8 protein-coding genes are annotated in these 8,555 nt (G+C 43.4%); 1 reads left to right on the plus strand and 7 read right to left on the minus strand.

All coding sequences use genetic code 11. The annotated features are described in order from the left end of the window. Nucleotides 1-220 precede the first annotated feature (220 nt). The 7 genes from AB4351_RS21940 to dusA form a co-directional block, all read right to left on the minus strand. Nucleotides 221-997 carry a phosphoadenylyl-sulfate reductase gene (locus AB4351_RS21940; RefSeq protein ID WP_017059954.1) on the minus strand — a complete coding sequence of 259 codons (777 nt, stop codon included), beginning with the start codon at nucleotides 995-997 and terminating at the stop codon, nucleotides 221-223. Then, nucleotides 990-2,717: an assimilatory sulfite reductase (NADPH) hemoprotein subunit gene (gene cysI, locus AB4351_RS21945; RefSeq protein WP_065584776.1), complete on the minus strand. Its 1,728-nt coding sequence runs from the start codon at nucleotides 2,715-2,717 to the stop codon at nucleotides 990-992. The genes AB4351_RS21940 and cysI overlap by 8 nt, the downstream gene beginning before the upstream one ends. Further along, nucleotides 2,717-4,582: an assimilatory sulfite reductase (NADPH) flavoprotein subunit gene (locus AB4351_RS21950; RefSeq protein WP_102394623.1), complete on the minus strand. Its 1,866-nt coding sequence runs from the start codon at nucleotides 4,580-4,582 to the stop codon at nucleotides 2,717-2,719. The genes cysI and AB4351_RS21950 overlap by 1 nt, the downstream gene beginning before the upstream one ends. 123 nt (nucleotides 4,583-4,705) lie before the next feature. Then, nucleotides 4,706-4,936 carry a hypothetical protein gene (locus AB4351_RS21955; RefSeq protein ID WP_004735813.1) on the minus strand — a complete coding sequence of 77 codons (231 nt, stop codon included), beginning with the start codon at nucleotides 4,934-4,936 and terminating at the stop codon, nucleotides 4,706-4,708. A 202-nt stretch (nucleotides 4,937-5,138) separates the two neighbouring features. Continuing rightward, on the minus strand, nucleotides 5,139-5,810 hold the full coding sequence (locus AB4351_RS21960) for a TIGR04219 family outer membrane beta-barrel protein (RefSeq protein WP_372127187.1): 672 nt from the start codon (nucleotides 5,808-5,810) through the stop codon (nucleotides 5,139-5,141). A gap of 135 nt (nucleotides 5,811-5,945) precedes the next feature. Continuing rightward, complete coding sequence (gene pspG, locus AB4351_RS21965; protein ID WP_017059950.1) at nucleotides 5,946-6,167, minus strand: envelope stress response protein PspG; 222 nt, start codon at nucleotides 6,165-6,167, stop codon at nucleotides 5,946-5,948. 206 nt (nucleotides 6,168-6,373) lie between these two features. Next, nucleotides 6,374-7,378 carry a tRNA dihydrouridine(20/20a) synthase DusA gene (gene dusA, locus AB4351_RS21970; RefSeq protein ID WP_019822275.1) on the minus strand — a complete coding sequence of 335 codons (1,005 nt, stop codon included), beginning with the start codon at nucleotides 7,376-7,378 and terminating at the stop codon, nucleotides 6,374-6,376. Nucleotides 7,379-7,482: 104 nt separating this feature from the next. Between dusA and AB4351_RS21975 the strand changes: the two genes are divergently transcribed. Then, a complete protein-coding gene (locus AB4351_RS21975) occupies nucleotides 7,483-8,541 on the plus strand; it encodes a tyrosine-type recombinase/integrase (RefSeq protein WP_372127188.1) in 1,059 nt (352 codons plus the stop codon). Nucleotides 8,542-8,555 lie beyond the last annotated feature (14 nt).

The following is an 8,555-nucleotide window of genomic DNA, read 5'->3' on the forward strand; positions in this document are numbered from 1 at the left end:
GAGGCGGCATTATAGAGATGTTCATCACATTGGCAAGTGTTTATTAAAGAAAGATGCAAAAATAACGATTACATGGCGAATAAACACTCAAAGCCTTATTTGTGCAAGTTTAACTACAGAGTACTTACAAAATAACCACAGACTTATCCACAATTGATCTAATTTTCATCCTAGAAAACAAAAAAGCTGCCTCATGGCAGCTTTTTAAATGGCAACGAGTCTAAATCCCAGAACCATATTGCTCTCCATCATCTTCATGGAGACCACATTCGCGTTTCAACCCATTAAAACGAGTTTCCTCTTCAGTCATACCCGGTTCCCACTTCTTAGTTGTATGTGTATCTCCAACAGAAAGGTAACCCTGCTCTCGAAGCGGGTGATAACCGAGACCATGCTCTTCTAGGTAATAGTGAACATCTTTATTCGTCCAATCGATTACCGGCAAAAATTTAAACACACCATTTTGGATAGATAAGATTGGCAAATTTGCACGCGATTGAGATTGCTCTCTTCTTAAACCGGAAAACCATGTCCCAGCCTCGAGCTCATCCAACGCTCTTCTCATCGGTTCAACTTTATTAAGCTTGTTGTACTTCTCTATCCCTTCTATACCTTGATCCCAAAGTTTTCCATATTGCGCTTCTTGCCAATTAGGGCTCTGTTGGGCGCGAAAGACTTGAAGGTTTAGAGTCAACTTCTGACTTAACTCATCAATAAAGCGATAGGTCTCCGGAAATAGATACCCTGTGTCAGTCAAAATAACCGGAATATCTGGTTTTGCTTGGGTCACTAGGTGCAACATCAATGCTGCTTGGATTCCGAAACTAGAAGACACAACATGTGTCCCTTCTAAATTATCTAAAGCCCACTTAACTCTTTCTAATGCGGTTAGCTGCTCTAACTCTGCGTTGATTTGTCCAAGACGAAGTATTTGCTCCGTCTTAGTCAATGCGAGTAGCTCTGCTAACTTCAATTTTGAAGCGACAGAATTATGCATGCAGATCCCTCTTGGAAATGATCACCTCTTCGATGATGCCAGCTCGGATTGTAAAATCACCGAACCCTTCTTTGTCGTTGCGTTCTGTAGCCCAACGTCCCACCAGCGCATCAATCTCTTCTAAGATCTGAGCTGATGTGATGTTCTCTTTATACATCTTAGGGATACGAGTTCCGGCCTTGTTGCCACCTAGGTGCATGTTGTAACGCCCCGGAGCCTTACCCACTAAACCAAGTTCAGCCAACATTGCACGACCACAACCGTTTGGACAACCTGTGATTCGAAGGATGATGTTATCTTCTTCTGGTAATCCATGTTTTTTCAGAATGTCTTCAACATCCGTTACAAACTCAGGAAGAAAGCGCTCAGCTTCTGCCATTGCTAAAGGACATGTTGGGAAAGCCACACACGCCATTGAGTTTTTACGTTGCTCTGAAACAGCATCATCCATCAAGCCATATTGACGCGCCAGTTTTTCAATCTTGGCCTTTTGACTCGTCGACACACCCGCAACAATTAGGTTTTGGTTTGCAGTCATGCGGAAGTCACCTTTGTGGATCTTCGCTATTTCAGCAACACCTGTTTTCAGAGCTTTACCCGGAAAATCAAGTAAACGACCATTCTCGATGAATAACGCCAAGTGGTGCTTACCATCAATGCCTTCCGCCCAACCAATGCGATCACCACGGCCAGTAAACTCATAAGGACGGCTTTCAGAAAATTCTACGCCTGCACGCTTTTCTACTTCTGCTTTGAATACATCAATACCAACACGGTCTAGTGTGTATTTGGTTTTTGCATTCTTACGGTTTGAACGGTTACCCCAGTCACGCTGAGTCGTTACCACCGCCGCTGCTACATCTAACGTTTTATCTAATGGCACAAAACCAAAGTCGTCAGCTTTACGTGCATAAGTAGAGGTATCACCATGTGTCATAGCAAGACCGCCACCGACTAACACATTAAAGCCCACCAGCTTTCCGTCTTCAGCAATAGCAACAAAGTTAAGATCGTTAGCATGGACGTCCACATCATTTTGCGGAGGAATGACAACCGTCGTCTTGAACTTACGCGGTAGGTAGTTGCTACCAAGGATAGGTTCTTCATCCGTTGTTTCTAGTTTTTCACCATCTAACCAGATTTCTGCATAAGCACGAGTCTTCGGTAATAGATGTTCACTGATCTTTTTCGCCCACTCGTAAGCTTCTTGATGAAGTTCAGATTCAACCGGGTTTGTCGTACATAGAACATTTCGGTTTACATCACCCGCTGTCGCAATTGAATCAATGCCAATGCTATTTAGCGTTTGGTGCATCAACTTAATGTTCGGCTTCAAGACACCGTGGAACTGAAACGTTTGACGAGTTGTTAGACGAATTGAACCGTAAGAGGTACTTTCGTCTGCGAACTTATCAATCGCCAACCACTGCTTAGGGGTAATGATGCCACCAGGCATACGAGCACGAAGCATGACGTTATGTAACGGTTCGAGCTTTTGTTTGGTACGTTCGTTACGAATATCACGGTCGTCTTGTTGATACATACCGTGGAAACGAATCAACTGAAAGTTATCAGCAGTAAAGCCACCTGTTATGCGGTCTTGGAGATCTTGTTCAATCGTACCGCGTAGGTTATTACTTTCACGCTTAAGACGCTCATTGTCAGCCAAAGGTCCAAGTACTTGACCTAGCACTTCTTGCTCTATTACTTGCTTGCTCATTAGTACACATCCCTTTGGTAACGTTTCGCTTTACGTAAATCATTAATATATTGTTCAGCTTGCTCGCGGCTCTGGTTGCCATGCTTTTCCGCTATCGAAACTAACGCTTCATGAACATCTTTAGCCATTCGAGTCGCATCGCCACAGACATAGAGGTACGCGCCCTCTTGCAGCCATTGCCACACCTGCTCTGCTTGTTCGATTAAACGGTCCTGAACATAAACCTTTTCTTTTTGGTCACGGCTAAAGGCAACATCGAGCTTAGTTAGCGCGCCAGACTTGAGGTACTTTTGCCATTCAACTTGGTATAAGAAATCTTGAGTAAAGGTACGGTCACCAAAGAACAACCAGCTTTTTCCTTCAGCATCATTGTTTTCACGCTCTTGAACAAAACTGCGGAACGGTGCGATACCGGTACCCGGGCCGACCATGATGATTGGTGTATTGTCGTCTTGTGGTAATTTGAAGTTATTGTTGTTCTCAACAAACACCTTCACTTCACCACCCTCTTCAAGACGTTGAGCTAAGAAGCTAGAAGCTCCGCCTAAACGAGACTCTTCGCCTTTTTGGTATTCAACCAAACCAACCGTCAAGTGAACTTCTTCATCTACTTCTGCTTGGCTTGATGCAATAGAATAGAGACGCGGTGTCAGCTTACGTAACAGGCCAATTAACTCATCAGCCGATAGCTTAGTTTTCTTCTCAGCTAAAACATCGACAACTTGAGTATTACCCGCGTATTCACGAAGCTTGTCTTTATCTTCCACCAGCTTGATTAACTTCTTGCTGCCCGATAACTCAGCAAACTTAGTCACAAGTTGAGGGTTTGAAGTGGTAATCTCAAATTTACTCACTAGCGCACTATGGATAGATAGATTCTCACCATCGACATCGACACTTTCGATACCCGATAACCCAACCTTAGAAAGAATCTGATTTGCGAGTTCTGAACTGTTTTCATACCATACGCCTAGCGCATCGCCGGGTTGGTAGGTAATGCCCGACTCATCAAGATCAATCTCGATATGACGAACATCTTTACCCGAGTCACGACCCGTGATCTTTTGACTGGTTAATAGTGTCGCTGTATATGGATTTTGTTTGGTGTATTGCGAATGACCGGCGGCCGCTTGACCGACTGGTAATTGAACCACATCGGCTTCAGTGCCTGTCGATAGCGTCTCTTTTACTTGCTCTAATGCTTTAGCGCGCCATTCCGTTGCTGATTCTTCGTAATCAACATCACAATCAAGACGATCGACAAACGATTTCGCACCAAGCTTAGCGAGGAAGTTATCGAAGTCTTTAGCCGTTTGGCAGAAGAACTCATAGCTTGAGTCACCTAAACCAATCACACCGTATTGTAGGTTTGATAATTTTGGCGCTTTCTTCGATTGAAGGAATTCATGCAACTCAATCGCGTTATCAGGGGCTTCGCCCTCACCATTGGTTGAAGCGACGAAAATGACGTGTGTCTCTTTGGCTAAGTTCTTACCTTTATAATCACTCGCATCGAAAAGCTCGACGGCGATACCTAAGGCTTTTGCTTCTGCCTCTAGCGATTCAGCGACGCCTTTAGCATTACCGGTTTGAGAAGCGAAGATAATGCTGAGCTTACCCGCTGGCTTAGCCGCTACTGCAGCGGCCGCTTGAGCGATTGGCGCAGCAGCACCGACAGGCTGAGCTTGGCTCACTCCCCAAAGGTAACCACTGACCCATGCCAGTTGCTGTGAAGACAGTTCAGAAACAGTTTGCTGAAGATGACCCAATTGTTGGTCATTAAGTGGTGCTGCTAGCCCAGGTAACTCATTAGCCCCAGACTGTGCATTATTGTTTTGTGAAGACTCTTTCTTATTTAAAGACATGGTCACGACATCCCTAATCATTGCGTGACGATAGATTAACCACTCCTTTTAATAACAAGAAAGAATAGAAAAGTATGTTTTATAACTTTTTGGAAGTAAAAACCGATTGAAACGTAAATTGACTTACTGGTTTTCAATACGCACTTGCTGAAAGCCAACCGCCATTGCCGACTTAGATGCTAGGTCTAAATCCGCGTAATGACACTCTTCGCCATGAACATCAGTAAGCAGAACAAAGCCACCGCCCATATGACGAAACTCCACAACCCAAGACCCTTCTTGAATTGAGGGCTCTATAATGGCTTCAACTAACAGGTTTTCTCTATATAAATTTCGTAATTCATTGAGTGTCATATTCCATCCCTTGCTTTGACCTCACTACATAGACCTTATAAGAATAGACGCAAATTAGCTCTCTGTATTAAGGATGGTCGAAAGTGATGAATGTGCTAACTAATTCCAGAAAGATATATACCCAAGTAACCAATAGATATAAAAAAACGCCACTTAATAAAGTGGCGTTCTTAAAATTCGTTCTAAATTTGTTTTATATGCCCTAGAAGCGCACTTCAGCACCGGCAAACCAACCATCGACCATGACAAAGCTTTTGCCTAGTTCTGAGCTAAAGAACTCATCCGAATCTAAATCGATAACACGGTAACCACCACGCAGGGCAATTTCAGATTCTGATACAGGGATTCGGTACTGAACACCCGCCATCAAGTCAGTGCTCTTGATACCACTGCTATCACCGAACTCCATCGTACCAATGATATCGAAGTTGGTGTCCGGCACATTGATCTCTGCGTTACCGTAGAAGCTCCACGTGAACTCATCAAACGTCGATGTTTTCGCACCCGTCGCTTTTGGTTCAATGTAATTAGAGTTTGAGTATTGAGTAAACGTCACACCAGCATCGAAGTTCATCAACTTGTGCTCTAACAACGTGTAATAGAAGGTGTAATCGTACTTATCGAAAGCCAATGAATCTGCATCAACAGAAGTATAGCGAAAGCTAGCGTTTGGTAGCATCGGGGCATTATGCTCAAATGCGAAATACAACGAAGGTGAGTTAGAGTCATCATCTTGTCTAACTTCGTTTAGCTTTGTACTTCCCCACCACATATCGGCACCGACTTTAGCCGTGTAAGAAAACTCTTCTTCAGCAGACACTGCCGAGCTTAAAGATAGCATTCCCACTAAAGCAATTAATGGCATTTTATTCATTTGAGATAGCTCCAATTCCATATCGTTGTGCTAATTGTATGCACATTCATAGATTATTGGGGAAAATTCTATCACACATCTTAAATTCTCAAACGATAAACCGCTGACGATCAAAGATTTGACGACACCATGACCTTAGTAACGTCTTTGGTTAGAACTGTGTACAAAGTTTTTGAAAAACCACACACCGATTGCAATCACGATCAACCAAGGCAGTAACTTAAACACGACGCCCATCATACCTAAGACCAACATGACTAATAACGCCACTCCGGTTGCAGCCAATACCGTCATAAACGTGATACCAGTGACAAGTAGAGTCGCAACGAAAATAAGAACAAATATTAATTCAAACATAATGGTCTCCCTAATGAGTTAATGACCTATCTTTCCTACTTTCTAACATTGCAGCTTCCATACCAAGTATGCCAACCCTATAAAATCCTTATTTATCAGATAAATAAAAAGCCACACATCTTCATGCGTGGCTTTTCGGAAACTTGTAGTGGTAAATTTAGCCTCTAATGGCGAATTTAACCTTAAGTTTTTAACTTAGAGGGAGCTTAAACATTTAGCTCTTTAGGGATCTTAGCCAATGCTGTTTGCATCACTTCGATACCCGCACCTTTCTTATGTGCGTTTTCACTGATATAGCGACGCCATTGTCTTGCACCTGGCATACTTTGGAACAAACCAAGCATATGACGAGAGATGTGGCCTAAGCTCGCGCCATTTGAAAGTTCACGTTCGATGTATGGGTACATTTCTTCAACCACTTGTGAGCGCTTCTTGATTGGCGTGTCTAAACCAAAGATCTGTTGATCAACTTCAGCCAAAATAAATGGGCTATGGTAAGCCTCACGACCAATCATCACACCATCAAGGTGTTGCAAGTGCTCCTTAGTTTGCTCAAGAGTAGTAATGCCACCATTCACGGCAATCACCAGATCAGAAAAGTCTTTCTTGATTTGGTATGCACGATCGTAATCTAGAGGCGGGATCTCACGGTTCTCTTTCGGGCTAAGGCCACTCAACCACGCTTTACGCGCGTGAATAGTAAATTGCTCACAGCCACCTTTTTCAGAAACCGTCGAAACAAACTTAGTTAGAAACTCATAAGAGTCTTGGTCATCGATACCGATACGCGTTTTCACGGTAATTGGAATATCAGTGACTTCTTTCATCGCTGAAACACAATCTGCCACCAACTCGGGCTCAGCCATCAAGCATGCACCAAATCGACCATTCTGAACTCGGTCTGAAGGGCAACCTACGTTAAGATTCACTTCATCATAACCGCGTTCACCAGCAAGCTTGGCACAAGCAGCAAGATCAACCGGGTTTGAACCACCGAGTTGAAGTGCAAGAGGATGTTCTTGCTCGTTATATTCTAGGAAGTCGCCCTTACCATGTAAGATCGCGCCCGTTGTTACCATTTCCGTGTACAGAAGAGTCTGCTGAGAAAGCAAACGGTGAAAGTAACGACAGTGGCGGTCAGTCCAATCGAGCATGGGTGCAACAGAAAGTCGGTTACTAGCGTATTTACTGGTTTTATTAGTGTTTGTCATGATTCAGCCTCAATTAATACTGTACAAACATACAGTGAATTACCTAGAATTAAACGGAATTACTTCCTGTAGTACCCCTCAAGTACCCCTTTAGGAGTTGGACAATGGCAAGTTATACCATCGAGACCAGAAAGCTAAAAAGCGGTGAACCAAGGTTCAAGGTAACAATCATCGTTAAAAAGAATTCGCGCATTATACACAGGGAAAGCAAAACTCTAAAAAAGAAAGCACTCGCCAAAGCTTTCGGTAAAAAAAGGGTAGCTGAACTAGAAGCTCAAGGGGTACTCAATCAGCCAAAAACAGTCCCCCTTTCGGTACTCCTCGATTTATTCATGGCCGAAAGAGATCTTTGGGACAATACAGGCCGCACCAAACGCTATGTGATTAAGATGCTTAGGGATTGCGACATCGCCCAAGTTGAGAGTAATCAGCTACGAACTAGCGACTTAATCGAGCACTGTAAAAACAGAAGAGGCGCAGGAGCCAAACCCGCAACGATTTATCATGATATTGCTTACTTACGTTCTGTAATGAAAAAGTCTAAGCCTGTCTTCAACATCGATACCAATCACCAGATATTTGATGAAGCCGTACCCGTTCTGATTGATATGGGGTTAGTTGGTAAGAGTCAGAAACGAACACGTCGCCCTACTTCCGAAGAACTGAAGCTATTAAAGCTTGGATTAGAACAACGTGAATCTTTCCGACCAAACGGCACAACTCGAATCCCATTCACTGACATTCTAGAATTCAGCATTCTTACTTGTATGCGGATTGGTGAAGTCTGCAAGCTGCGTTGGGAAGACCTCAACCAAGAACATAAAACGATACTCGTTAGAGATAGAAAAGACCCAAGGAAGAAAGAAGGTAATCATATGATAGTGCCGTTGCTTGGCGAGTCATTTGAGATCGCACTTAAACAACCCAACAAAGGTGAACTTATTTTCCCGTACAACCCACGAAGTGTTAGCGCAGGGTTTCAACGGGTACGAAATGAGTTATGCATTGAAGACTTGAGGTATCACGATTTGCGAAGAGAAGGAGCAAGCCGCTTATTCGAAAAAGGCTATTCTATTGAAGAAGTTGCTCAGGTGACCGGACATAGGAATCTGAACATTCTTTGGCAAGTTTATAGGCTTTGTTGCGTAATTCAATGTAACTAAATCAAGAACCTACG

The sequence above is a fragment of the Vibrio sp. 10N.261.51.F11 genome (assembly GCF_041471665.1).
GTDB lineage: Bacteria > Pseudomonadota > Gammaproteobacteria > Enterobacterales > Vibrionaceae > Vibrio > Vibrio crassostreae_C.

Excerpts from the sequence above, each read along its gene's own strand:
- AB4351_RS21940 (WP_017059954.1), bottom strand. The coding sequence starts at position 997 with ATGCATAATTCTGTCGCTTCAAAATTGAAGTTAGCAGAGCTACTCGCA.
- cysI (WP_065584776.1), bottom strand. The coding sequence starts at position 2,717 with ATGAGCAAGCAAGTAATAGAGCAAGAAGTGCTAGGTCAAGTACTTGGA.
- AB4351_RS21950 (WP_102394623.1), bottom strand. The coding sequence starts at position 4,582 with ATGTCTTTAAATAAGAAAGAGTCTTCACAAAACAATAATGCACAGTCT.
- AB4351_RS21955 (WP_004735813.1), bottom strand. The coding sequence starts at position 4,936 with ATGACACTCAATGAATTACGAAATTTATATAGAGAAAACCTGTTAGTT.
- AB4351_RS21960 (WP_372127187.1), bottom strand. The coding sequence starts at position 5,810 with ATGAATAAAATGCCATTAATTGCTTTAGTGGGAATGCTATCTTTAAGC.
- pspG (WP_017059950.1), bottom strand. The coding sequence starts at position 6,167 with ATGTTTGAATTAATATTTGTTCTTATTTTCGTTGCGACTCTACTTGTC.
- dusA (WP_019822275.1), bottom strand. The coding sequence starts at position 7,378 with ATGACAAACACTAATAAAACCAGTAAATACGCTAGTAACCGACTTTCT.
- AB4351_RS21975 (WP_372127188.1), top strand. The coding sequence starts at position 7,483 with ATGGCAAGTTATACCATCGAGACCAGAAAGCTAAAAAGCGGTGAACCA.